This window comes from Micromonospora sp. NPDC048930 (assembly GCF_043197935.1).
Classification (GTDB): Bacteria; Actinomycetota; Actinomycetes; order Mycobacteriales; family Micromonosporaceae; genus Micromonospora.
In genome coordinates this window covers 810129-832692 of sequence record NZ_JBICUB010000001.1, presented here as the reverse complement: position 1 = coordinate 832692, position 22564 = coordinate 810129, and the positions used below count along the sequence as shown (strand labels likewise).

Below are 22564 nucleotides of genomic sequence, written 5' to 3'. Positions count from 1 at the left end.
TCCTTGCGTTGCTGTCCGGTCAGCCGGCGGTCGTCGGGATGGGCGGCTGCACCGGGGTGGCACCGCTCTTGACGGCCTCGACCTGCTTGCGGAACAGCTCCTGGGTCCACGGCCACGCGGCGTACTCGTCGGGCTTCAGGACGCTGGCCCACGCGGCCAGGTCCTTCTGCTCCACCAGCACGATCGGGAAGGTCATCTCCTTCGGGACGTCCTTGCCGTCCAGCAGGTCGATCGCCTCCCACAGGGCGGCGACCGACTGGCCCGGGTCGGACATGACCGCGACCGAGCCGTTGTCGAGCTTGCTGTCCAGCCAGTACTTCAGCGCCCGGCCGTTGGTCTCGAAGGTGAGCGCCGGGAGCGGCTTGCCGGCCGTGTTGAAGGCCTGGGCGACGCCGTAACCGTCGCCGCAGCCGATGACCCCGTCGACCTTCGGCACGCTGGACAGCACACCCAGCACGGCCTTCTGCGCCTTGGCGCCGTCGCACATGCCGTTGACGGTCGCGGCGACCTTGACGTCCGGGTTCTTGGCCAGGATGTCCTGCGTCGTCTGGTACATCTCCGCCTCGGGCTGGGAGCCGACCACGCCGCGGCTGACGATGACCGTGCCCTTGCCACCGATGCCCTTCACCAGCGGCTCGGCCGCGGCCGTCGCCCAGTCCTTGAAGCTGTTGAGCAGCACGTGGGCGCAGGGGGCGTCGATCGCCGAGTCGAAGACCACGACCTTGATGCCGGCGTCGCAGGCCTGCTGGATGACCGGCTTGAGCGCGGTCGGCGAGGCCGGGTCGATCAGCAGGGCGTCCGGCTTCTGCAGCAGCAGGCTCTTGATCTGGGCGACCTGCTCGGTGGCCGAGTTCTCGCCGGGGGCGTTGACGACCTTGAACTTGCCGATCAGCCCGTCGTTCTGCGCCTTGGTGGCGGCCGCCTCGAACTTGGCGATCATCGTCTGCCGCCAGCCGTTGCCGATGAAGCCGTTGCTCAGCGCGATGAACGGCTTGTCGCCGCTCTTGGCGTCGCCGCCGCTCGCGCCGGAGCCGCAGCCGGTCGCGGTGAGCGCGACGGCCGCGACGAGCGCGGCCACGACCGCGGTGCGCCGCCGTCGGGATGAGAGATGGGTACGCATGGTGGGGGCCTCCAGAGAGAGCGAAAACCCGCGCAGCGGGAGTGGACGTGCTCAGTCGGCTGACCGCGGCTGGGGGCTGCGGTGAAGTGCAGTCATTACAGACCTGTAGTGACAGGTCCGCTAGAGCTGGATGACAAACGTGTTTCAAGTCACAGTGAGCCTGGTTACCTTCCCGTGTCGGCTCGGCACTGTGCCCGGTACGCCCGCACGGGCCTGTCATGACAGCCGGCCGGACATGGCATGCTGTACGTGGTCGATGGGAAGGAAGTCCATGACGATGACCTACCGGCGGCTCACCCGGGACGGGAGCGAGCCGCTGTGGATGCAGCTGATGCGGGAGCTGCGCGGCCAGATCGAGGCCGGCGACATCGCCCCGGACCAGCCGCTGCCGTCCGAGGCGGAGCTGACCGACCTCTACGGCGTGTCCCGCACCGTCGTCCGTGAGGCGCTGCGCGAGCTCGTCCAGCAACGGATGATCTACAAGGTCAAGGGGCGCGGCGCCTTCGTCGCCCCCCGCAAGACCGAGCTGCGCTTCGTCGGCTCCGTCTCCGGCTCCGCCGACGACCTGCGGGAGTCGGGACGCCGGGTCACCACCCACACGATCAGTCAGACCCTCGGCCCGGCGGACCAGCGCGAGGCCGAACTCCTGCAGATCCCGCCCGGCGAGCCGGTCGTGCGGATGCGCCGGCTCAGACGCGTCGACGGCCAGCCCTGGCTGCTCGTCGACACGGCCCTGCCGGCCCGGCTGGTCCCCGGCCTGGACCGCGCGGTGCTGGAGAACCAGTCGCTGTACGACGTGCTGCGCCGCCGGTACGGCCTGGAGCCGGTCGGGGCGGACCGCTGGATCGAGGCCGTCTTCCCCGAACCCGAGGACGCCGCCCTGCTGGAGATCACCACCTCAACGCCGCTGCTCGGCATCGAATCCGTCGCCTGGCTGCCGGACGGGACCCGTTTCGAGGCCTACCACGCCTTGCACCGCAGCGACCAGACCCGCTTCTTCGTCGGAATCCGCTGAGCCGGCGGTCAGGCCGTTCCGTCCGGCGCGGGTCGCCGGGCTCTCGCTTCAGGCGCGGGTCCCGGTGAGGAATGCCTCGTGCTCGGTCCACAGCCAGCGGAGGTATCGCCGTAGTTCCTCGACGCCGGCGACCCATCCCTCGTCCAGGTACGCGAGGATCCGTTCCGCCTCCCCGGGGAGCAGGTCGTAGGCGGTCGCCTGCGTCTCCGGAGCCGGGGTGTCGGGCGAGACCGGCACCGGATCCGGGATGAGCGGGACGCGGATGCCGACGCGGCTGAGTGCTCTGAGGACGGTGAGGTAGACGCGGGGCAGGTGGTAGGCGGAGACGGTGAGGGCGAGACTCGTGATGCCGAGGGCCTCGACCCGGCCGGCGATCCACGCGGCCTGCAGGCCGGTGTGGGGCGCCGGCTCCGCCTGCAGGTGGACCCCGTCGAGGCGGCGCAGGCCGAGCCCGCGCAGATAGGGGAGCGTGAGCGGCTGGTAGGTCTCCTCGGCCGGGTTGCCGTTCGCCACCAGCAGGTGGCTGATCTCCGGGTTGGTCTCCCAGCGTCGAATGCCGTGGGTGAGCCGCCACTCCTCGCCCTGGCCGACCGGTACGACGAGCGCGTCGACGCGCTCGGCGGCGGACTGCGGCAGGGCCAGGATCGCCACGACCGCCTGCAGCACGTCCATCAGTTGGGCGGCGGTCCGGCCGGCGAGGTCCGCTGGTCGCACCACGCGCGGAAGCGACGTGTTCCGATGCGCCGGACCCACCGCGCTCACCTCCTGAAATGATCCCGCTCGGCGGGGTGCCGGGTCAGGCGAAGTCGCGGTGCTTCAACTTGGCTCGCCGGCCGTCGGGATGGTGCCAGACGATGCCCTCGTACTGCGGGTGCGCGAGCAGCCAGTCGCGCAGGCCGTCCAGGTCGCGCGGTACGTCGAGCCGCTCCGCGTCAGCGTGCGGTACGAGCGCGTGAGCGGGCACGCCCTCCGGGTTTCCGTTGATCTTCGGCCCGATCAGCTCGTAGGTGCCGGGGCTCCGCCGCTGCGGCGAACCGGCGAGGGCCTCGGCGTGGTACCGCGCGTACGGCGACTGCTCGATCGGTTCCCAACCGACGGTCTTGCCGGTGACCTCGTCGGTCATCACCGGCCGGTAGCCGGGCGGTCGCGTCCGGCCCGGTCGCACCTCGCGGCGGGCCCACCATGTGCCGTCCTCGTCGAGCATCACGCAGGTGCCGTCGTACTTCCGCGTCGGCGTGCCCTCGCCGTCGAGAACCCACTGGCAGGCGGGATCGGCCTCGGGCAGGACGCGCCTGCGGTCGTCCGGGTCGCGGCGGAACAGCGTAGGGATCTTGTGCACGCCCGCATGGTCTCACCGCCCCCAAACGGATATCGGAGAAGGGCCGGCGCCGGGAGCGCGGCACGCGCCAGCAGCGTGACGCTGCCCGGAGCATCACGGTCGGTAGCGCTCGATCAGCCGGTCCATCACCGCGTCCAGCCGCGCGTCGACCCGCTGGCGCGCGGGATCCTCGTCGTACCAGGCGACGATCTCCCGGGCCCCCTGGAAGAACGGAATGGTGGCGACGTAGTCCGGTACGACGCTGCGCAGCTTGCCGTTGTCGAAGACCATCGAATGTGCCTTGTCGCCGAGCAGGCCGGCGCCCCACTCCGGGTCGGCCGCTGCGATCGCGTCCGACGGCACGTGGACGATGCGGGCCTCGACCCCGGCGGCGGCCGCGAGCGTCTCGGCGATCTGGTCCCACGTCAGGGCCTCGTCGGAGGTGATGTGGAAGACGTCGCCGAGCGTGCGTGGATGACCGAGCAGGGGTACGAAGCCGCGGGCGAAATCCGCGTGGTGGGTGAGCGTCCACAGTGAGGTGCCGTCGCCGTGCACCACGATCTCCCTGCCCTGCCGCATCCGGCCGAGCACGGTCCAGCCGCCGTCGAACGGGACCAACGTCTTGTCGTACGTGTGCGAGGGCCGCACGATCGTCGCCGGGAACTCCTCGTCGCGGTAGGCCGCGACGAGCAGGTCCTCGCATGCGATCTTGTCCCGCGAGTACTGCCAGAAGGGATTGCGCAGCGGCATCGACTCGATGATCGGCACCCGCGCCGGGGGAGTCTGATACGCCGACGCCGAGCTGATGAACACGTACTGTCCGGTGCGGCCACGGAACAGGTCGATGTCGGTCCGCACGTGCTCCGGCGTGAACGCGACCCAGTCCACGACCGCGTCGAACTCGCGGCCGCCGAGGGCGGCCCGCACCGATTCCGGGTCGCGGATGTCGGCGCACAGCACGGTCGCCTCGGGCGGGAAGGGCCGGAGGGTGGTACCGCCGCGGGTGAGCACCGTCAGCTCGATGCCCCGCTCGACCGCCAAGCGGGCGCAGGCCGAACTGATGATGCCGCTGCCGCCGACGAACAGGACCTTCAAGGCAGTCACCCCCGCACGCTATGCCATGGACCTGACCGTTGGTCCGGCCGGGTCGAGGCCCGGCGCTGGCGCAGGGACCCACCGGTCCGTCAGCCGGTCCCGGCCATCGCCGCGAGGCGGCGGGCGAGCCGGGCGGCCGCCTCCCGCAGCTCCGGCGGCTCCAGCACCTCCGCCTCGAAGCCCAGCCGCGCCACCTGCGCCGCGAGCCAGTCGAGGTGGTCCCCGCCGACGACGAGCACGCACCACCCGTCGCGGTCGTCCTCGACCCGCCCCACCTGGGGCGGCACCAGCTCCCGCACCCGCTCCGGCCGGGCGTGCAGCCGCACCCGGGCGAGATACCGGTACGGCGCCTCGGTCACGGACCGCTGCACGTGGGCGACCGGGTCCGGATGCTCCCTGGGCCGGAAGCGCCAGGTCGTCGCCACCACGTCGTGCATCCGGTCCAGCCGGAAGGTGCGCCAGTCGTCCCGGTCGACGTCGAGGGCCATCAGGTACCAGCGGCGGCCGGTGGTGACCATCCGCACCGGCTCGACCGTGCGCTCGCGCTCCCCGCCGTCGCGGCCGGCGTAGCGGAACCGCACCCGCACGGCGTCACGACAGGCCCGCGCGAGCGTCACCAGCACCTCCGCGTCGATCTCGACCCCGGGGCCGACCAGGGTCTCGGTGGCGCCGTGCACCGCCCGCACCTCGGCGCGCAGCCGGGACGGCATCACCTGGTCGAGCTTCGCGAGCGCCCGCAGCGCCGCCTCGCCCGCCCCGGCGACCGTGCCCCCCGACGCCAGCCGCAGGGACACCGCCGTCGCGATCGCCTCCTCGTCGTCCAGGAGCAGCGGCGGCAGTCGGGTCCCCGCGCCCAGCTGGTAGCCGCCGCCCACACCCGGCGTCGCGTGCACGGGGTAGCCGAGCGCGCGCAGCCGCTCCACGTCGCGGCGCACCGAGCGGTCGGTGACCCGCAGCTCGGCGGCGAGCTCGACGGCGGTCCAGGACGGCCGCCGCTGCAGCAGCGCCAGCAGCCGCAGCACCCGCTCGGTCGTCGCCTCGACGGTCACGCGCTCATCGTTTCACAGATCACGGAACGATCCTGTCCGCTATTCGTGCGAGCCTGCAACCATGACCGACCAGAACTGGAATCTCCCGCACCGCGACCGGCTCGCCGGGCACTGGACGAATCCGTGCCTGCTGACCCGGCGGCAGACCCAACGGGAGGCGAACTGAGATGGCCCGCGACGTTCAGATCACCTTTGACTGCGCGGACCCGGCCGCGTTGGCGGCGTTCTGGGCCGAGGCCCTCGGCTACCGGCTCCAGGACCCGCCCAGGGGCTTCGAGTCGTGGGAGCAGGCCCTGGAGGCGATGGGCGTGCCGCCCGAGAGGCGCAACGACGCCTCGGCGGTGGTCGACCCCGAGGGTTCCGGGCCGCGCCTGTTCTTCCAGCGGGTGCCCGAGCGCAAGCAGGCCAAGAACCCCGTGCACCTCGATGTGCGAGCCGCCCCCGGGCTGGCCGGCGACGCACGGATGGCGGCCCTGGAGGCGGAGGCCGAGCGGCTGGTCTCCCACGGCGCCACCCGGCTACGGCGCCACGAGCCCGCGCCGCCGCTCGGCGCCGGTCACCTCGTGATGGCCGACCCCGAGGGCAACGTGTTCTGCCTCGACTGATCAGCCACGGCGGCGCCGCCGGGCCGGCCCGCGATCCGGGCCCCCTCGGGTCATGCGGGCCGGCCGCCGAACGCCCAGTTGTGCACCTCGATGTCGGCGTACCGGTCCACGGTCAGGACGGCGCGCGCCGCGTGCGGGTCCGGCGCCCGGACCAGCGCCGCCGTGCCGAGCCAGGTGGCGCCGTCGTCGGACAGCAGCGGCCCGTACGCGATCAGCTCGTCCTGCTCGGCCGGTACGGCGAGGTCGGCCTGCCCCGCACCGAGGCCGAGCACCAGGTACCGGTTGCAGCCGGTCCGGCCGCCGGGGAAGTCCCACATGGTGCGCCCCAGCATGTTGCGCCACCGGCGCAGCAGCACGTCCCGGTACACACCGGCCTGGTAGTTGGGCTCGTCGAAGGCGAACGCCCGGGCGGCGGCGGAATCCGGCAGGTCGAGGATGTGCACGCTGCCGGTGGGCGTGTCACCGTCGTCGGCGAAGGTCGGGCCGCGGGCGATCATCTCCGCCGCGTACCGGTCCATGTAGGACCAGTGCGCTTCCCGCAGTCGGCCCCGTAGTGCCATCGAGCCGTGCCGGTCGCGGTGGTAGCAGAAGAACTCCATGCCCGAATCCTGGCCGGCACGCCGGACACCGACGCGGGCGGGTCCACCCGGACCTGCCCGGAGATGACCTTCGGCGGCGGTAGCGTGAGTCCCGACGGCTGGCTCGTCGGCAACCAGCAGCAGGGGCGGGCGCTGCTGGCCGGCGCCCAGGGCACGCTCGTCCTGCCGGACCTGGACAACCACCGGACGAGCATGGCCAATCTCGCCGTGGCGATCAGCCAGGACGGCCGCCTCGTCGCCGGGGGTGGATCGGCCGGTGGCGAGCTGCAGGTTCCGGTGGTCTGGTGCTGCCCGTGACCGCCAACGTCAAGGGCTCCGTCAACCGCTGTCGCCACCGACGAGGAGTGCGGAGAGCCTGTTCCGTTCGAGCCGCTGCTTCAGCAGTTCGAGCTCCACCCGGGTGCCTTCGATGCCGATGGTGGCGGCGCGCTGAGCCGCCTCCTTCGCCTCCGACAACGAGGCTCCGGCAGCACGGAACACCTTCAGCAACGCCACCCGGCCGGGGCCCGTCATGCCCTCGACTGTGAGACGGGCCAATCCGCAGCGGGCGATCAGGGCATCGCGAATCTCGGCGGGGGTGTCGTCCCACCCGCAGGTCGCGAAGGCCGAGCCGCAGCGCGAGCAATGGCACTCGGCGCTCCAGTGCAGTCGATCGTGGACGATGCGTTGGGCCAGATGACAGGTCAGCCGAGCTCCGCAATCGTCACACGAGCGGGAGATGTCCACGCCGTGGGAGATCACGAACTGGCCTCCAGTTCTGTCCGTTCAGTTTGTCGATCGTCCAGTCGGTGTCCACGCCGAGGGTGTCGTCCCTGGGCTCAGCGGTGCTGCCGGATGCGGTCCCAGATGCTCGGCGGCTCCAGCCGTACGCCGGTGCGCAGGGCGATGGTGGCGGGGGTGCCCTTGCCGGCGGCGGCGCTGACCCGGCCGTGTTCGGTGCCGCCTGGCAGCCGCGTCGGTACGGCCGGGATGTCGACGTCCAGGCGTACCGGCATGCCGGGCCAGCCCACCACGGTCAGGTCCTGGGCGGCGCTGAGCGTGGTGCCCGTGCCGGGGAGCCCCTGCACGCTGGCGACCTGGTCGCCGGCCCGGACGACCGGGTGCACCCCGATCGCGGCGGCGGCCGTACGGACCAACGGGCGGGTCGCCCGGAACACCCGGTCCAGCTGCACGGGCGTGTTGGCCCCGGGCTGCCCCAGGACGGCGCCCAGGATGGTGATTCGCCGGCCGCCCACGGTGACCACGGCGGCGAAGACGAGGCAGCCGCCGGCCTCGTCGGTGGACCCGGTCTTGATCCCCACGACGCCGTCCCGGCCGACCAGGGAGTTGTAGTTCTTCACCGTGCCCGCCACCGGGAGGGTGGCGGTCTTCTGCGCCACGATCTCCGCGAACGCCGGCAGTTGCATCGCCTTGCGGGCCAGGGTCACCTGGTCGACGGCGGTGCTCACGCTGCCCGGGTCGAACCCGGACGGATCGGTGTAGTGGGTGTTGGCCATGCCGAGCGTGGCCGCGGTGCGGTTCATCTTGGCGACGAACGCTTCGATGCTGCCGGCGTCCCACGCGGCCAGGATCCGCGCCATGTTGTTCGCCGACGGGAGCAGCACCGCCTGGAGCGCCTGCCGTTCGGTGAAGACCGCGCCCGCCACGACCGGCACGAGGGACTCGCCGCGCGCGAGCTCCCGCGGGTACGCGGCGGCCTGCTCCGCGCTGACGGTGAGCTCCGGTCCCTGCTCGCCCCGGTCGAGGGGGTGCTCGGTCAGGATGACGTACGCCGTCATCACCTTCGTCACGCTCGCGATCGGCACCGGGTCGCTCCCGCCCGACGTGCCGAGCGACCCCAGTCCTTCGACCGCGAGGGCGGCCTGCCCGGCCTTCGGCCACGGCATGGTCGGAGCCGTGCCGGGAAGGATCATCGACGCCGGCAGGGTACGGGTGACGGTCAGCGCGGGCGGCGGTCGGCGCAGCGGTTCGACGGCGACCAGCGCGGCGGCGAGGAGCAGGATCAACAGGCCACTGATCAGCAGCCGGTGGCCGCGGGCGCGGCGCCGGTGCGGCGATGGTCGCGGGACCCGTTCGAGGACCTGGGGCGTCGCGGAGTCGTACATCCTGATGTCTTTCGTTACCTCTCCGTGCGCTCCGTGAGCGGCTGCGTCCCGACGGGGAAGAGATGTCTCATCGTGGGATAGACGCGCGATCTTCCCCGGTTGGTTGCAGGAAACCGGGCACCGGAAACGCTGCGCGCACGGTGGCTGAGGACACTATCAGTCCCCGGCACGGCTCTCGGAGAGCCACGGCCGGCGGGTCAGCGTTCCTCGGTGCCGCTCAGCTGCCCGACACGCTCTCGCTCGGCATCTTCGCCGGCCGGTACCGCACGTTCACGGCCGAGCCGGGGTCGCCGCCGCCGACCCGGTGGAGACGGACCGGCGCGCCGCCGGGGTTGTCGTACAGGCGGATGCCCGCGCCGAGCAGGACCGGTGCGATGTGCAGGTCGATCTCGTCGATCAGCCCCAGTTCGAGGAGCTGACGGCCGATGGTCGGCGAGAACACCTCGAGGTTCTTGCCGCCGGCCGCCGCGAGCCCGATCCGCACCGCCTCGGCCGGATCGCAGTTCAGGAACGTGACTCCCTCGGCGGGCGTCGCGTCCTCCGGGTGGTGGGTGAGCACGAAGAGGGGGCCGTGCCAGTTGCCGCCGTAGATGGTGCCCGGGTCCGGGAAGGCGTCCCAACCGTCCCGGCCGCCCAGCACGGCGCCCGTGGTCTCGGCGTACTCCTGGACCAGGCCCGGCCGGAAGGACGTCCCGGTCATCCAGTCCATCTCGTGGTGCGGCCCCGCGACGAATCCGTCCAGCGACATCGTGAAGTGCCAGAGCACCTTTCCGCCCGCGGTCTGCGGCTCAGGGTCGCTCATTCCCCGCCTCCTGCACTCCGCTTGCAGTTTGCAACCGGTAGGGTCACGCTAGGCGACCCGGTGGTAGATTGCAACCAGTTCGGAGGTGGGAGTTGGTGGCGTCGGCGCGCTCGGGTTGCCCGATCAACGCCGCGGTCGAGGCGTTCGGTGACAGCTGGACCCTGCTCGTGCTGCGGGACGTGATGTTCGGCAACCGGCGCTACTTCAGGGAACTGCTCGCCGGCTCCGAGGAGGGGATCGCCTCCAACATCCTGGCCGACCGGCTGAAGCGACTGGTCAACTCCGGCCTGTTGACCCGCGAGGACGCCGGGCCGGGACGGCGCGCCGCCTACCGGCTGACCGAGGCGTCGATCCAGTTGGTGCCCGTCTTCGCCCTGCTCGGCGAGTGGGGCCTGCGGCACCGCCCGACCAGCCGGCGGCTGCGGGTGCGGGCGGAACTGCTCGTCGCCGGGGGACCGGAGCTGTGGCAGGAGTTCATGGCCGAGCTACGGACCATCCATCTCGGCGAACCGGCGCCGGAACGGGACGGTCCGGGTGTCATGGAACGTCTGGCCGAGGCGTACGCCGCCGCGCGCTGATCTCCGCCGCTGGCCGCGCCGGCGGGCGGTCAGCCGAGCCGCGGTGGGACGGCGAGGCCCCGGTCACGCCTGCGGTGACCGGGGCCCGTCGGATCAGGCGAGGTCGAACCGGTCCAGGTTCATGACCTTGACCCACGCCGCGACGAAGTCCTGCACGAACTTCTCCTGGGCGTCGCTGCTGGCGTACACCTCGGCGATGGCGCGGAGCTGGGAGTTCGAACCGAAGACGAGGTCGACCGCCGTGGCCGTCCACTTGACCTCGCCCGTGCCGCGATCCCGGCCCTCGTAGACGTTCTCGGTCGACGGCGACGTCTTCCACTCCGTTCCGCCGTCGAGCAGGTTCACGAAGAAGTCGTTTGTCAACGTCTCGGGGCGGTCGGTGAGGACGCCGTGCCGTACCTGCCCCGCGTTGGCGTTCAACGCCCGCATGCCGCCGATCAGGACCGTCATCTCGGGTGCGGTCAGCGTCAACAGGTTGGCCCGGTCCAGCAGCAGCGTCTCCGGCGACAGCTTCGCGCCGGGGCGCAGGTAGTTGCGGAATCCGTCCGCCTTCGGCTCGAGCACGGCGAACGACTCCACGTCGGTCTGCTCCTGGGCGGCGTCCGTCCGCCCCGGTGCGAACGGGACCGTGATCTCGTGCCCGGCGTCCCGGGCGGCCTGCTCGACCGCCGCACACCCGCCCAGGACGATCAGGTCGGCGAGCGAGACCTTCTTCCCGCCGGACTGCGAGCTGTTGAACTCCTGCTGGACCTGCTCCAGCGTCCGCAGCATCGTGGCGAGCCGGGCCGGCTCGTTGGCCTCCCAGTTCTTCTGCGGTTCTAGGCGGATCCGGGCCCCGTTGGCTCCACCACGCATGTCGGTGCCGCGGAAGCTCGCCGCCGAGGCCCACGCGGTCAGCACCAGTTGGGAGATGGACAGTCCCGTGGCGAGGAGCCTGGCCTTGAGGGCCCGCACGTCCTCGTCGCCGATCAGCTCGTGATCGACCGGCGGGACCGGGTCCTGCCACAGCTGCGGCTCCGGAACCCAGGGGCCGAGGTAGCGGGAGACGGGCCCCATGTCGCGGTGCAGCAGCTTGTACCACGCCCTGGCGAACGCCTCGGCGAACTGGTCCGGGTGCTCCAGGAACCGCCGCGAGATCGGCTCGTAGGTCGGGTCGACGCGGAGCGCGATGTCCGTCGTGGCCATCATCGGGGCGTACCGGACCGAGGGGTCGTGGGCGGCGGGCACGGCGTCCGCCCCGGCGCCGTCCTTTGGCCGCCACTGCTTCGCGCCGGCCGGGCTCTCGGTGACCTCCCACTCGTAGCCGAACAGCGTCTCGAAGAAGCTGTTGTCCCAGGTGGTGGGGGTGGGTGTCCAGGCGCCCTCGAGGCCGCTGGTGATCGTGTCCCCGCCCTTGCCGCTGCCGAAGCGGTTCCGCCAGCCCAGGCCCTGCTCCTCGAGCGGGGCGCCCTCGGGCTCGGGGCCGACGTACTCGGCCGGGGCGGCGCCGTGCGTCTTGCCGAACGTGTGGCCCCCGGCGATGAGCGCGACGGTCTCCTCGTCGTTCATCGCCATCCGGCGGAAGGTCTCGCGGATGTCCCGGGCGGCGGCCAGCGGATCCGGAGTGCCGTTGGGGCCCTCCGGGTTCACGTAGATCAGGCCCATCTGCACGGCGCCGAGCGGGCCGGCGAGCTCCCGGTCGCCGCTGTAGCGCTCGTCGCCGAGCCAGGTGTCCTCGGGCCCCCAGAAGATCTCCTCGGGTTCCCAGACGTCCGCCCGCCCGAAGCCGAAGCCGAACGTGGTGAACCCCATCGACTCCAGGGCGCAGTTGCCGGCGAAGACCAGCAGGTCGGCCCAGGAGATCTTCCGCCCGTACTTCTGCTTGACCGGCCAGAGCAGCCGGCGTGCCTTGTCGAGGTTGGCGTTGTCCGGCCAGCTGTTGAGGGGAGCGAAGCGCTGAGCCCCGTCACCACCACCGCCACGGCCGTCCTCGATCCGGTACGTCCCGGCGGAATGCCAGGTCATCCGGATGAAGAGCGGCCCGTAGTGGCCGTAGTCGGCCGGCCACCAGTCCTGCGACGTCGTCATCACCTCGAAGATGTCCCGCTTGAGCGCGTCGACGTCGAGCTTCTTGAACTCTTCCGCGTAGTCGAAGGACGCGCCCATCGGGTTGGCCCGGGGGGAGTGCTGGTGCAGAACCTGCAGGTTCAGCTGGTTCGGCCACCAGTCCTGGTTGGTCCTCGGTCGACTCGGCTTCGGAGTCGGGGAGGGGATTGCCGGGTTCTCGCTCTCGCTGCCGTGCTCAGGCACGTCGGTCGTTCCTCCTGTCGTGATGTCTCGTTCTGTCAACTGGTTGCCGATGCCGAGCGACACTCGGGACAGACACCCCAGTAGGTGACCTCGGCCTCGTCGATCGAGAAGCCCCGGCCGTCGGACGCGGTCAGGCACGGCGCCGCGCCGATGGCGCAGTCGACGTCGGCGATGACACCGCACGACCGGCACACGACGTGGTGGTGGTTGTCCCCGACCCGCGACTCGTAGCGGGCCACCGAGCCCGCCGGTTCGATGCGCCGCACCAGCCCCGCCATGGTCAGCGCCTGCAGCACGTCGTACACGGCCTGGTGGGACACGTCGGGAAGGTCCCTGCGCACCGCACCGAAGATCGATGCGGTGTCGGCGTGCGGGTGGGCGTGCACCGCGGCCAGCACCGCGACCCGGGGGCGGGTCACCCGCAGCGCGGCCGCGCGCAGCATGCGCTCGAAGTCCGAGATCGTGGCCACGCGCGCAGTATGCCCCACATTCTTCTTGAATGCATCAAATGGCTAATGACGCGCCAAAGATGGAAATAGGGGATTTTATGGCCGACTCGCTGAGCACGGAACCGGACCGGAGCGGATTCCGTCGTCCGGCGCAGGCGGTGGCGTGCGAGTTGGTATGCCTGGGGGGTGTCGGAGCGAGCGAACGACGAGCAGCCCGCGGCGGGCGGCACCGGGTCGCCGGCGGAGCGCGGACCAGGGCCCCAGGCGCGGCCCACGGGTAACTCGACCGTAGGGCGCGCGGCGAGGTGGGGGCTGCTGCTCGGCGCCCTGGGTGTGGTGTACGGCGACATCGGCACCAGCCCGCTGTACGCGCTGAAGACCGTCTTCACCCTCGACCGCAACCTGGTACCGGACGAGCCTGATGTGTTCGGCGTGATCTCGCTGGTCTTCTGGTCGATCACCCTGATCGTGTCGATCAAGTACGTGGTCTTCATCCTGCGGGCCGACAACGACGGCGAGGGCGGCGTGATGGCCCTGGCCGCGCTCGCCCGACGGGCGCTGCAGGCCGCCGACGGGAGGCGCGGGGCGGCCGTCCTGACGCTCGGGGCGCTCGGCGCGGCGCTGTTCTACGGCGACAGCGTGATCACCCCGGCGATCTCGGTGCTGTCCGCGGTGGAGGGGCTGGAGGTCACCTCCCCGGCGTGGGCGGTGGTGGTGCTCCCGGTGTCGGCGGTGATCCTCACCGTGCTCTTCGCCGGGCAGCGCTGGGGCACCGGACGGGTCGGGGCGGTGTTCGGGCCGATCATGCTGCTCTGGTTCGGCTGCCTGGGTGTGGCCGGCGCGGCCGAGGTGGTCCGTCACCCCGGCGTGCTCGCCGGGCTGTCGCCCACGTACGCGGTGCTGTTCGTCGTGGCCCACCCGGTCATCGCCTTCGTGGCGATGGGCGCGGTGGTGCTGGCGATCACGGGCGCCGAGGCGCTCTACGCCGACATGGGTCACTTCGGCCGCGCTCCGATCCGCTGGGCCTGGTTCGTGGTCGTGTTTCCCGCGTTGACGCTCAACTACCTCGGCCAGGGGGCGTTGATCCTGCGGAGCCCGGAGAGCCGGGCCAACCCGTTCTTCCTGCTGCTGCCGGAGTGGGCGCGGCTGCCGATGGTCGTGCTGGCCACCGTGGCCACCGTGATCGCGTCCCAGGCGGTGATCTCCGGGGCGTTCTCGGTGTCTCGGGAGGCCATGCGGCTGGGCTTCCTGCCGCACCTGCGGATCCGGCAGACCTCCCAACGCGAGTACGGGCAGATCTACGCGCCCGGGGTGAACTGGAGCCTGTTCGCGGCCGTCATGGTGGTGGTGTTCGCGTTCCGCTCGTCCACGAACCTCGCCGCCGCCTACGGGGTGGCGGTCACCGGTACCTTCCTGATCACCACGACCCTGTTCCTGGTGGTCGCGCGAGCGCTGTGGCACTGGTCGGTACGGCGCGTGGTGCTCTTCGGGGTCGTCTTCGGCGCCATCGAGCTGGTCTTCTTCGCCGCGAACCTGGCCAAGGTGAGCCACGGTGGCTGGCTGACCCTGCTCATCGCGATCGTCGTGTTCACCATCCTGGTGACCTGGCGGCGGGGAGCCGAGCTGGTCACCCCGCGCCGGGTCGAACGGGAAGGCCCGCTGGCCGCTTTCATCGGCGACCTGCACGCCCGGAACATCCCGTGGGTCCCGGGCACGGCGGTGTTCCCCCATCCGAACAAGGAGACGACGCCACTGGCGCTGCGCGCGAACGTCGCGCACAACCATGTCCGGCACGAGCGGATCGTGCTCATCACCGGTCGCACCGCGAACGTGCCACACATTCCCTGGGAGCGCCGGCTGACGATCGACGATCTCGGCGACCCGGACGACGGCATCATCCACATCACCGCCCTCTTCGGCTTCCAGGATCCGACCGACTTCCCCGAGGTCGTTCGCCGCGCCGCCGCCCACCCGCTCGCCAGCGGCATCGACCTCGACCAGGTCTCCTACTTCGTCTCCCGGATCACGCTGCGGTGCACCCGTCGTCCCGGCATGGCCATCTGGCGAAAACGCCTGTTCATCGGCCTGGCCCACAACGCGGCCAGTCAAGCGGAGTTTCTGCGCCTGCCGGAGGAACGCACCATCGTCCTCAGTGCCGAAGTGCCCGTCTGAGCCCGGACGCGGCCGTTTCCACGCGGGTGGCGTCCGTTGAGGATGGTCACTGCGCGCCGGACACGGCACCGTCCCGCTGGCCCCGATGTGAAGATCTTTTCACCCGCGCCGCGCGGCGGTGACGGCCTTTGCCGGGTTGGGCCCGACGTGGCACGCTTCGTAGTGCCCGCAGAATGCTCGCGGCGCGTCGGAGCGGTGCGAACGGTAGGACAACCGGGGAGCCGATGGCGAACATGTGGCGACGCAGGACGGCGTATCCGTTGCTGCTCTGGCTCGTGCTGACCGCCGTCATCGCGGCCGCGTGGATCAGGTTCGGCAGCTCCAACCTGACCACCGTGCTCACGATCGTGTCCACCCTGGTCGCGCTGCTGCCGGTGTTGAAGGTCGGCCCGCTGAGCTGGTCGGCGCCCGGCCGGCAGAGCACTCCGGCGCAGGTCGACCAGGCCGTGCAGGTGCTCGCCATCGAGGTGCGCAAACAGTGGGACGAGGAGGCCCGCCGGCGCCAGCTTCAGGAGGCGCGCCAGATGCCGGTCCGCTGGGAGGTGGCGGACCGACCGCACGATCGGCTGCCGTTGCCGCCCGCCGGGCAACTGCCGCGGCTGATCGACGAGTTCGTCGGGCAGCCCCGCCCGATGGTGGTCATCGGCGAACCGGGGTCGGGCAAGACCGGCCTGTGCGTGATCCTCACGTTGGATCTGTTGAAGGAGGCCTCCGGGCGGGTGCCGGTGCTGTTGCAGATCGCCGGCTGGAACCCGGACGAGAATCTCGACGACTGGCTGGTCCGCCGACTGGTGGAGGACTATCCGTTCCTGGGCAACGAGGCTCGGTTCGGCGCCGGCGCCACCCGGGAGATCGTCACCCAGCGCCTGGTGCTACCGATCCTGGACGGCCTGGACGAGATGCCGCCCGAGCTGCGGCCCGTCGCGCTGCGCGCGCTCGACGACGACTGGTCCGCCGACCGGCCGTTCGTGTTGACCTGCCGTACGGAGGAGTTTCTGGCGGCCAACGCGCAGAACCTGCTCGTGGGTGTGCTGGTCGTCCGCCTGCGTCCGCTGGAGCCGCAGGCGGCGGCGAACTTCCTGCTCGACGCCACCGCCGACACCCGGCTGGAGGAGTGGGAGCCGGTCCTGGCGGATCTGGTCGCCCACCCGTCGGACGACCTCGCGCAGACGCTGACGAATCCACTGATGCTCGCGCTGGCCCGCACCGTCTACGAGGCCGAGGACGCCTCGCCCCGGGAACTGCTCGACCGGCGCCGCTTCCCCGCGCAGCAGGACGTCGAGGAACATCTCCTCGACCGGTTCATCCCCACGGTGTTCCGCAGCCGCCCGCACCGGGCGGTGCCCAGTCCGACCCGGGTCTCCCGCCGGTGGGACCCGGCCGTCGCCGAGCGGGCCCTGACGTTCCTGGCCGGCCACCTGCAGACGCTGCGGACCCGCGACCTGGCCTGGTGGCAGCTGGCCCGAGCGGTGCCCCGCCCGGTCTCGCGGGCCGTGCGCGTCACGGTGGGCACGGTGAGCTGCGGCCTGCTGGGCTGGGTGATGTTCGGGCTGTTCGGCCGCCCCCAGCTCGGGGTGGCCTTCGGCCTGCTGGTCGGCCTCTTCGCCGCCCCTCCGATGGGTAGGTTGCGGGACAAGAGGCCACGCCGGTTCGTACCCCGGATCTTCCGCCGCGCGGAGCTGGCGCCGGAGTTCCTGGTGCGCGACATCGGCTTCGGTGTCGTCGGTGTGCTCGTCGGCGGGCTCATCGTCGGCCTGCTGTTCAGCGTCGGGTACGGCGTGCTGATCGGCCTGTTCTTCGGACTCGTCTTCGGCATGGTGCGCCGGTTCACCGAGCCGACCGAACCGAAGGAGCCGGCCAGCCCGAGCAACGTGTTGCGGGCCGACCGCAGCACCGTGCTGTACGGGACCGCGTTGGGCGGGGCGGCCGGCGCGATGGTCGGCGGGTTGCTGGGGGGCGTCGTCGGGGCCGAGCGGTACGGGTTGATCTTCCACCTCAGCCCGCTGGCGGAGGGGCTACTCGGCGCCGGTGTCGGGCTGCTGCTCGGGGCGGCCGGCCTCGGCATGATGGTCTACGCCACCAGCGCGTGGGCCCAGTTCGTGCTCGCCCGGCTCTGGCTGGCGTACCGCGGGTTGACCCCGTTGCGGCTGATGACGTTCCTCCAGGACGCGCACAAACTCGGCGTGCTCCGCCAGGTGGGATCGCAGTACCAGTTCCGGCACGCGTTGCTCCAGGAACGGCTGGCGCAGCCTCCGGCGGCACCGGTCGCGGCGCCGGAAGCGGAGACGGCGATCCAGGGCTGACCGGCCGGGATCGACTACGCGGCGCGGGCGGTGGTGAGCTGCACCGGCCCGACCAGGGACCAGTGCGCGACGCGGCCGGGCCAGCAGCCACCCGACCCGGCGCCGCCGTCGACCGTGACGTAGCGGGCCTGCGGGAACCGGATGCGCGCCCGGGTGATGGGCGCGTCCACGGGATGGACCTGAAGGTCCGCCAGGCGCCTCCGCACGCTGTCGCTGCTCCGGCCGGAGCCACCGGTCTCCCAGTAGCCGAACTCGATCCGGGCCTGGGAGGAGGCGCCGGCGCCGGCGGCCTGCTGATCGAGCAGCCAGGCGACGTCGGCCGGATCGGTCAGATCGACCGCGCGGACGGCGGACCGGACGTCGTCGCTGACCACCTGTACCCGGACCGCGACCACCTCGAAGGGCTGGCGCCGTAACCGGCGTGACTGGTCCTCGAGCCACCGCCACTCGAAGGCGTACTGCCGCCGCTCGACGAGCACCAGGGCGGCGGCGCGCGCGATCGTGTAGCCGACCAGGGTGACGGCGGCGACCGTCGCCAGCACGTGGTCGACCAGCAGACGATCGACGATCACGGCCAGCACGGCGGCCGCCAGCCAACCCAGCGTGACGTTGCGGGCCCGCTCGAAGGACGACCAGCCCGGGCCGACGGTGAGCCGCCGCGCCATCCGGGCGGGGCCGCGCAGGGGTGCCAGAGGTATCGGGACCTCCGGACGTATGCTGCCCGACTCGGCCAGCACCACCTCTGTCGCCCCCACCGCCTGCCGCCTCTCCCCGGCGTCCTGCCCACACCGTCGCCGCCGCGCTGCGGCCTGGCCGTGGCGGACTGGAAAGCCCTCCGGAGGGTCACTCTACCGGCCGCCACCGGGCGTCCACCGAACGTGAATCCAACAACCTGGCATGATGCGCACAATCAAGCCGTCTCGCTGGGCGGGGCGGGGCCGGCTGCCGGGTGGATGTTCCCGGCCGGCCGGAACAGCAACCGGTGCGGCCGACGATCATCCGGGTCGGGCTGCGACGACGCGGGTCCGCCCCGGAGCGGGGTGCCCGACCGGTGCCGGTCGACCAGGTGGTGGACCAGGGCACGCGCCAGCATCATGAACAACATGCCGAACAGCCGCTGCCGGTGGCACCTGGGGTACTGCCGGCGGAACTCCCGGTGCAGCCATCCGATCCGCCGGCTGGTCTCGACCAGCGTGACCGTGCCCAGGGTCACCTCGGTGACGACGCCGGCGCCGCGGTCCAGGGCGACGTCGTGGTAGTCGTCCAGCACCTGCAGGACGTCGCCGAGCTCCATGAGCAGTCGCTGCTCGTCCGCCGACAGCGCCGGGCGGAGCAGGCCGAACAGCGCCACGGTGCCGAGCCCACCCTTGCCGCGGGTGATCCGGCGCAGGTCGTGCCCCGAGACGGCGGCACTGCGCTGCTGCCGCGACTGGATCTGAAACCGGTGCATCCCGCGCAGGGCCCGGTAGACCGGCTCGGCGTCCTCGCCCCGCAGCGCCGTCTCGATCGTGTCGTACAGCGCCAGCAGCAGTGCCTCGGCGTCCGACCGCGGCTGGAAGGGCCCACCCTCGAACAGGACCGTCAGCCGCTCGTCCAGTCGCGGGCTGCGGAAGTTGTCGAACAGGTCGTCGTACACGCGGGTGAACGAGCTGCCCAGCACGGCGCGGTCGGCCCGGAACGCGATGCCGGTGGCCTGCGCGTACCCGGACATCGCGAGGCTCACCTTGACGCTGGTGCTCAGCAGGATCTGTGCGACCTCCCGCCGCCGCCGGCTGCCGTCGATGGTCCGGTCGACGAGCGGTCGCACCGTCTGGTCGAAGACGTCGGTGATGTCGTCGACCTCGCGCCGCACGAACCGGTACACGCTCGGCCACCCGACCGCCAGTGACGCGAGCCGCAGTACGGCGCCGACCTCAGTGGACACGGCCGGTGCGCTCGGCCCGGGCCGTCGCGGACCGCCCCGCTGTGGGTACCGCGCGCATCAGCGTCGCCCCCCGTGCACTGAGGACGGTCGGACCGAGCCGGTTGCCGGACCCGACCTGTGTCCCGTGGCTCGCTCATGATGTTGCCGCATGCGTCGACAGTATCGAAGATTATCACCACGAGTATCCGGCCGATGACGCGTCGGCCACCGGTGGGACTGTGACCTTTCGGCGCAGCCGGTTCAGCGTTCCTCGCGGGCCGGCATCCCTGGCCGGAGCCGCTCGGCCGACCGCACCGCCGGCGGGGCCGGCACGCGGGGGACCGGCCCGCTCCGCGTGGCCCGGTCCTCCGTCTCCTGGACCAGGTAGTGCGGCCGGCGCTTGGTCTCGTAGTAGATCCGGCCGATGTACTCCCCGATCACGCCGAGGATCGTCATCTGGATCCCGCCGAGACCGATCACGCTGACGATGATCGTGGTGTAGCCGGGAACGTCGATGCCCTTCTCGACGGCGTCGGCGACCACCCAGGCCATGTACCCCACGGCGATGAGGGTGAGGAAGAGGCCGCCGTAGATGGCCAGGCGCAGTGGCCGGTTGTTGAACGACAGGAGACCGTCGAACGCGTAGTTGAAGAGCTTGCCGAACGTCCACCTGCTCCGCCCCGCCTGGCGGCTCTCGTTGCGGTGCGCGACCACCACCGTCCGGAACCCGATCCAGGAGAACAGCCCCTTGGAGAACCGGTTGTATTCCGGCATCGCCAGCACCGCGTCCACCGCGAGCCGGGACAGCAGCCGGAAGTCACCCGCCCCGTCCAGCAGCCGCACGTCGATCCACCAGTTGACCAGCCGGTAGAAGGACCGCGAGGCGAGCATCCGCAGAAGCCGGTCGCCGTGCCGGTCGCGGCGGGCGATCACCTGGTCGAAGCCCTGCCGGTAGAGCGCCAGCATGTCCGGCAGCAACCGTGGCGGGTGCTGCAGGTCGGCGTCCATGATGACGACGGCGTCCCCGGTGGCGCGCTCCAGGCCGGCCAGCATCGCCGCCTCCTTGCCGAAGTTCCGGCTCAGCGACGTGTACCGCACGGCCGGATCGCGGGTGGCGAGCCGGCGCAGCGCCACGAGGGTGCCGTCCTGGCTGCCGTCGTCGACGTACACCACCTCGACGTCGACATCGGGCAGGTCCGCGAGCGCGTCGGTCACCGCCCGGTGCAACCGCTCCACCGACGCTTCCTCGTTGAAGCAGGGCACCACCACCGACAGCCGCACGGTCGTCATTCCGTCCGGCCCGTACCCGGGGATCCGCCGGCGTCGCCGGGGCGCTCCGCGCGCACATGCTCAGAGGTGGTAGACCAGCACGCCATCGAGCTCCTCCCGGGTGATGCCCAGCCCCTCCACCGGCCGGGTCGCGATGCCCTCCCACGGCGTCCCGGCGGCCTGGCCGGGCAGGGCCACCACCGACCGCACCCCGATGCCGCGCAGGTAGGCGACGCTGCCCGGATCGGGGAAGGACGCCACCGCGGCCCGGGTCTGCGCCTGGCTGGCGGGCTCGAACCCGGCCAGGCCGTTCGTCACCCGGGGGAATCCGTCGGTGGTCCACAACATGTAGACCAGGTCGCCCACGCCGCCGGCGGGCAGCACCAGGACCGGCTCCGCCGCGGTACGCAGCGCGGCCGGCGGCCGCGGCACCACCGGGTGCGGGGTCCGGTTGACGCCCTCCAGGGTGACCAGGGCCAGCGGCACCAGCAGGACCGCCGGCGCCACGATCCGGGCCCAGGCCCGGGCCGGCGACCGGCGCACCGACTCGGCGAACACCGTCACCAGTCCGGCCGCGAGCACCGCCAGCAGCAGGCTGGTCCAGTGCATCATCCGGCCCGGTGTCCGCAACGCGTCCCACCCGGGCAGGTGCCGGGACAGCGTCAGGTAGCCAGGGTCACCGTCGCCGCCGAGGGTGGCGCCGAGGCCCAGCAGCACGGTGCCGAGGACGCCGAGTCCCAACGCGATCCGGTGCCGGGCCGGGTAGACCGAGACGAACAGCCCCGCCCCGGCCAACCCCAGCAGGGCCATCCCGGGCAGCAACGCCATCTCGGGCGGCCAGGACAACTGCTGCCGGGCCGCGGCGTGCGCGTCGCCCCACAGCCACGAGTCGGCCGGCGCGGTGACGAACCCGATGAGTGGCGGCGAGAACATCACCGTCCAGTCCAGCGTCCGCTCGGCCTGCGGGTTGAGGTCCACGACCCGCAGATAGACCAGACCCAGCAGCAGCGTCACCGCGCCGAAGACGAGCCCACCGGCCAGGTCCGCGACCAGCAACCGCCGGCCGAACGGGGGCCGTTCCCCACGTCGCCACCAGGACCAGCCGTAGCCGCCGGCGGCCACCAGGACGGCGGCGAGCAGGAAGTACACCAGGGGCAGCCCGATGCCGAAGCCGAGGGTGACCTGCCAGGCGGCGACGAGCCACCCGGCCAGCGCCCAGCCCGGCCGGCGTCGCTCCGGCCGGTACCCGTGCCGCAGGGACCAGCCGTGACCGCGGGCCAGCATCGCCAGGGACAACGCGATGCCACCGCTGGAGAGGATGTTGAGGTGGCCGGCGTGCGCCAGCCGCCACGGCGCGAACGCCCACGCCACCCCCGCGACGGCGCCGCCCCACCGGCCCGCGCCGAGTTGCCGGACCAACGCGTACGCCCCGACGAACGCCAACGCGTGCGCCAGCACGTACAGCAGGTTGTACCGGACGAGGGCGGCCTCGAAGCCCGAGCCGAGCATCCCCGCCGGGGCGTACCCGAGCAGCGTGTCGCTGTAGGCGAACGTGTACTTCTCCGGGAAGAACGTGTTCGAGTGCCAGAGGCCGGACGGGTCGCTGAGCAACGCGTGCCCCGCCCAGGCCACCTGCCACGCCTGCAACGTCGGATCGCCGAGGTCGCCGGGGACCGTGCTCGCCGGGTGCCGCATCGTCGGCCAGGTCAGCACCATCGCCAGCAGCAGACCACCGAGCACGGCCAGGGTCCATTCGTGGCGCAGCCACCGCCACCGGTGCCACCTGCCGCGGTTGCGGGCGGCGGGGGAGTGGCGGTGCTCGGCGATTTCGGCGGTCGATCGAGCGTCGGTGGACCCGGTGGTCATAAGGATAGATGCTTCCCGATGTATTTC

21 protein-coding genes are annotated in these 22564 nt (G+C 71.8%); 6 read left to right on the top strand and 15 right to left on the bottom strand.

Translation table 11 applies throughout. The features are described 5' to 3' along the window. Positions 1 to 19: 19 nt before the first annotated feature. A complete protein-coding gene (locus tag ACGFI9_RS03550; protein ID WP_393174448.1) occupies positions 20 to 1120 on the bottom strand; it encodes an ABC transporter substrate-binding protein in 1101 nt (366 codons plus the stop codon). Between the two features lie 271 nt (positions 1121 to 1391). Between ACGFI9_RS03550 and ACGFI9_RS03545 the strand changes: the two genes are divergently transcribed. Then, entirely contained in the window at positions 1392 to 2135 is a 744-nt protein-coding gene (locus tag ACGFI9_RS03545) for a GntR family transcriptional regulator (RefSeq protein ID WP_393174446.1), read from the top strand. Positions 2136 to 2183: 48 nt separating this feature from the next. Here the strand turns inward: ACGFI9_RS03545 and ACGFI9_RS03540 are convergent, their stop codons facing one another. The 4 genes from ACGFI9_RS03540 to ACGFI9_RS03525 form a co-directional block, all read right to left on the bottom strand. After that, positions 2184 to 2807 carry a hypothetical protein gene (locus ACGFI9_RS03540; protein ID WP_393175225.1) on the bottom strand — a complete coding sequence of 208 codons (624 nt, stop codon included), beginning with the start codon at positions 2805 to 2807 and terminating at the stop codon, positions 2184 to 2186. 124 nt (positions 2808 to 2931) lie between these two features. Further along, positions 2932 to 3474 carry a DUF5565 family protein gene (locus tag ACGFI9_RS03535; protein ID WP_393174444.1) on the bottom strand — a complete coding sequence of 181 codons (543 nt, stop codon included), beginning with the start codon at positions 3472 to 3474 and terminating at the stop codon, positions 2932 to 2934. 93 nt (positions 3475 to 3567) lie between these two features. Then, a complete protein-coding gene (locus ACGFI9_RS03530) occupies positions 3568 to 4557 on the bottom strand; it encodes an SDR family oxidoreductase (protein WP_393174442.1) in 990 nt (329 codons plus the stop codon). Positions 4558 to 4637: 80 nt separating this feature from the next. Further along, positions 4638 to 5597, bottom strand: a complete 960-nt coding sequence (locus ACGFI9_RS03525) for a helix-turn-helix transcriptional regulator (RefSeq protein ID WP_393174440.1) — start codon at positions 5595 to 5597, stop codon at positions 4638 to 4640. 167 nt (positions 5598 to 5764) lie between these two features. On the opposite strand from ACGFI9_RS03525, the gene ACGFI9_RS03520 reads away from it, so the two are divergent. Continuing rightward, on the top strand, positions 5765 to 6202 hold the full coding sequence (locus ACGFI9_RS03520) for a VOC family protein (RefSeq protein WP_393174438.1): 438 nt from the start codon (positions 5765 to 5767) through the stop codon (positions 6200 to 6202). 50 nt (positions 6203 to 6252) lie between these two features. On the opposite strand, the gene ACGFI9_RS03515 is transcribed toward ACGFI9_RS03520, so the two are convergent. Further along, a complete protein-coding gene (locus tag ACGFI9_RS03515) occupies positions 6253 to 6801 on the bottom strand; it encodes a YciI family protein (protein WP_393174436.1) in 549 nt (182 codons plus the stop codon). An 84-nt stretch (positions 6802 to 6885) separates the two neighbouring features. On the opposite strand from ACGFI9_RS03515, the gene ACGFI9_RS03510 reads away from it, so the two are divergent. Next, a complete protein-coding gene (locus ACGFI9_RS03510) occupies positions 6886 to 7098 on the top strand; it encodes a hypothetical protein (protein ID WP_393174434.1) in 213 nt (70 codons plus the stop codon). A 21-nt stretch (positions 7099 to 7119) separates the two neighbouring features. Here the strand turns inward: ACGFI9_RS03510 and ACGFI9_RS03505 are convergent, their stop codons facing one another. The 3 genes from ACGFI9_RS03505 to ACGFI9_RS03495 form a co-directional block, all read right to left on the bottom strand. Continuing rightward, positions 7120 to 7542 (bottom strand): hypothetical protein, encoded by a 423-nt coding sequence (locus tag ACGFI9_RS03505; RefSeq protein ID WP_393174432.1) that lies wholly within the window; start codon positions 7540 to 7542, stop codon positions 7120 to 7122. Positions 7543 to 7619: 77 nt separating this feature from the next. Beyond that, on the bottom strand, positions 7620 to 8906 hold the full coding sequence (locus tag ACGFI9_RS03500; RefSeq protein ID WP_393174430.1) for a D-alanyl-D-alanine carboxypeptidase family protein: 1287 nt from the start codon (positions 8904 to 8906) through the stop codon (positions 7620 to 7622). A gap of 217 nt (positions 8907 to 9123) precedes the next feature. Beyond that, complete coding sequence (locus tag ACGFI9_RS03495; protein WP_393174428.1) at positions 9124 to 9708, bottom strand: dihydrofolate reductase family protein; 585 nt, start codon at positions 9706 to 9708, stop codon at positions 9124 to 9126. A gap of 95 nt (positions 9709 to 9803) precedes the next feature. Here ACGFI9_RS03495 and ACGFI9_RS03490 point away from each other — a divergent pair, with 95 nt between their 5' ends. Beyond that, complete coding sequence (locus tag ACGFI9_RS03490; RefSeq protein ID WP_393174426.1) at positions 9804 to 10286, top strand: winged helix-turn-helix transcriptional regulator; 483 nt, start codon at positions 9804 to 9806, stop codon at positions 10284 to 10286. Positions 10287 to 10379: 93 nt separating this feature from the next. Here the strand turns inward: ACGFI9_RS03490 and katG are convergent, their stop codons facing one another. Both katG and ACGFI9_RS03480 read right to left on the bottom strand, forming a co-directional pair. Continuing rightward, positions 10380 to 12614, bottom strand: a complete 2235-nt coding sequence (katG, locus tag ACGFI9_RS03485) for a catalase/peroxidase HPI (RefSeq protein ID WP_393175223.1) — start codon at positions 12612 to 12614, stop codon at positions 10380 to 10382. Next, a complete protein-coding gene (locus ACGFI9_RS03480; RefSeq protein WP_393175221.1) occupies positions 12611 to 13018 on the bottom strand; it encodes a Fur family transcriptional regulator in 408 nt (135 codons plus the stop codon). Before ACGFI9_RS03480 ends, katG begins: the two co-directional genes overlap by 4 nt. A 192-nt stretch (positions 13019 to 13210) precedes the next feature. On the opposite strand from ACGFI9_RS03480, the gene ACGFI9_RS03475 reads away from it, so the two are divergent. After that, a complete protein-coding gene (locus ACGFI9_RS03475; protein ID WP_393174424.1) occupies positions 13211 to 15196 on the top strand; it encodes a potassium transporter Kup in 1986 nt (661 codons plus the stop codon). A 224-nt stretch (positions 15197 to 15420) separates the two neighbouring features. Next, a complete protein-coding gene (locus ACGFI9_RS03470; protein WP_393174422.1) occupies positions 15421 to 17499 on the top strand; it encodes an NACHT domain-containing protein in 2079 nt (692 codons plus the stop codon). A gap of 14 nt (positions 17500 to 17513) precedes the next feature. Here ACGFI9_RS03470 and ACGFI9_RS03465 read toward each other — a convergent pair whose 3' ends face one another. The 4 genes from ACGFI9_RS03465 to ACGFI9_RS03450 form a co-directional block, all read right to left on the bottom strand. Further along, positions 17514 to 18254 (bottom strand): hypothetical protein, encoded by a 741-nt coding sequence (locus ACGFI9_RS03465; protein ID WP_393174420.1) that lies wholly within the window; start codon positions 18252 to 18254, stop codon positions 17514 to 17516. Positions 18255 to 18409: 155 nt separating this feature from the next. Next, positions 18410 to 19423 carry a class 1 isoprenoid biosynthesis enzyme gene (locus ACGFI9_RS03460; protein ID WP_393174418.1) on the bottom strand — a complete coding sequence of 338 codons (1014 nt, stop codon included), beginning with the start codon at positions 19421 to 19423 and terminating at the stop codon, positions 18410 to 18412. A gap of 240 nt (positions 19424 to 19663) precedes the next feature. Next, complete coding sequence (locus ACGFI9_RS03455) at positions 19664 to 20692, bottom strand: glycosyltransferase family 2 protein (protein WP_393174416.1); 1029 nt, start codon at positions 20690 to 20692, stop codon at positions 19664 to 19666. Between the two features lie 60 nt (positions 20693 to 20752). Beyond that, on the bottom strand, positions 20753 to 22537 hold the full coding sequence (locus ACGFI9_RS03450) for a hypothetical protein (protein ID WP_393174414.1): 1785 nt from the start codon (positions 22535 to 22537) through the stop codon (positions 20753 to 20755). Positions 22538 to 22564: the final 27 nt, after the last annotated feature.

Coding starts and splice junctions, on each gene's coding strand:
- ACGFI9_RS03500 (WP_393174430.1), bottom strand. CDS start 8,906: ATGTACGACTCCGCGACGCCCCAGGTCCTCGAACGGGTCCCGCGACCA.
- ACGFI9_RS03545 (WP_393174446.1), top strand. CDS start 1,392: ATGACGATGACCTACCGGCGGCTCACCCGGGACGGGAGCGAGCCGCTG.
- ACGFI9_RS03550 (WP_393174448.1), bottom strand. CDS start 1,120: ATGCGTACCCATCTCTCATCCCGACGGCGGCGCACCGCGGTCGTGGCC.
- ACGFI9_RS03520 (WP_393174438.1), top strand. CDS start 5,765: ATGGCCCGCGACGTTCAGATCACCTTTGACTGCGCGGACCCGGCCGCG.
- ACGFI9_RS03515 (WP_393174436.1), bottom strand. CDS start 6,801: ATGGAGTTCTTCTGCTACCACCGCGACCGGCACGGCTCGATGGCACTA.
- ACGFI9_RS03480 (WP_393175221.1), bottom strand. CDS start 13,018: ATGCTGCGCGCGGCCGCGCTGCGGGTGACCCGCCCCCGGGTCGCGGTG.
- ACGFI9_RS03470 (WP_393174422.1), top strand. CDS start 15,421: ATGGCGAACATGTGGCGACGCAGGACGGCGTATCCGTTGCTGCTCTGG.
- ACGFI9_RS03495 (WP_393174428.1), bottom strand. CDS start 9,708: ATGAGCGACCCTGAGCCGCAGACCGCGGGCGGAAAGGTGCTCTGGCAC.
- ACGFI9_RS03540 (WP_393175225.1), bottom strand. CDS start 2,807: ATGGACGTGCTGCAGGCGGTCGTGGCGATCCTGGCCCTGCCGCAGTCC.
- ACGFI9_RS03450 (WP_393174414.1), bottom strand. CDS start 22,537: ATGACCACCGGGTCCACCGACGCTCGATCGACCGCCGAAATCGCCGAG.
- ACGFI9_RS03455 (WP_393174416.1), bottom strand. CDS start 20,692: ATGACGACCGTGCGGCTGTCGGTGGTGGTGCCCTGCTTCAACGAGGAA.